At 63.2% G+C, this 546-nt stretch carries 1 protein-coding gene; it reads right to left on the bottom strand.

The window, feature by feature from the left end; all coding sequences use genetic code 11:
- Positions 1 to 546: class I SAM-dependent methyltransferase (locus A5707_RS11890; protein ID WP_156657836.1), on the bottom strand; the 546-nt coding region annotated here is incomplete at both ends.

The following is a 546-nucleotide window of genomic DNA, read 5'->3' on the forward strand; positions in this document are numbered from 1 at the left end:
TTTCAGGCCGAGCTTTTCGCCCTCCTCGGCCGACGGCACCACGATGGTGTGCAGCAGCATCTTCCCGTCGTCGGGCAGCACGTTGTAGCACATCTTGAAAAAGTCGGCGTAGCGCTCGTAGGTGCCGATCCCGTCGGCGAAATGCTCAAACGCCCCCAGCGACACGATGCGATCGACCGGTTCGTCGAACTCTTCCCAGCCGTGCAGCCGCACCTCTTTGCTCCGCGGCGAGTCCATCTCGTCGAACTTTTGCCGGCAGTGGGCCAGCTGGTTCTCGCTGAGCGTCAACCCGATGACGTTGACGTCGTATTTCTCGACCGCGCGGACCAGCGCTCCGCCCCACCCGCAGCCGACGTCGAGCAGTGTCATCCCGGGCTCCAGCCCCAACTTGCCCAGCGCCAGGTCACGTTTGGCGTGCTGGGCCTCTTCCAGCGTCGTGGCGCCATCTTCCCAATACGCGCAGCTGTAGGTCATCGACGGGTCGAGCCACAGCTTGAAGAATTCGTTCGACCGGTCATAGTGCGACCGGACATTGCCGACATCCGG

The organism is Mycobacterium kyorinense (assembly GCF_001672775.1).
Classification (GTDB): Bacteria; Actinomycetota; Actinomycetes; order Mycobacteriales; family Mycobacteriaceae; genus Mycobacterium; species Mycobacterium kyorinense_A.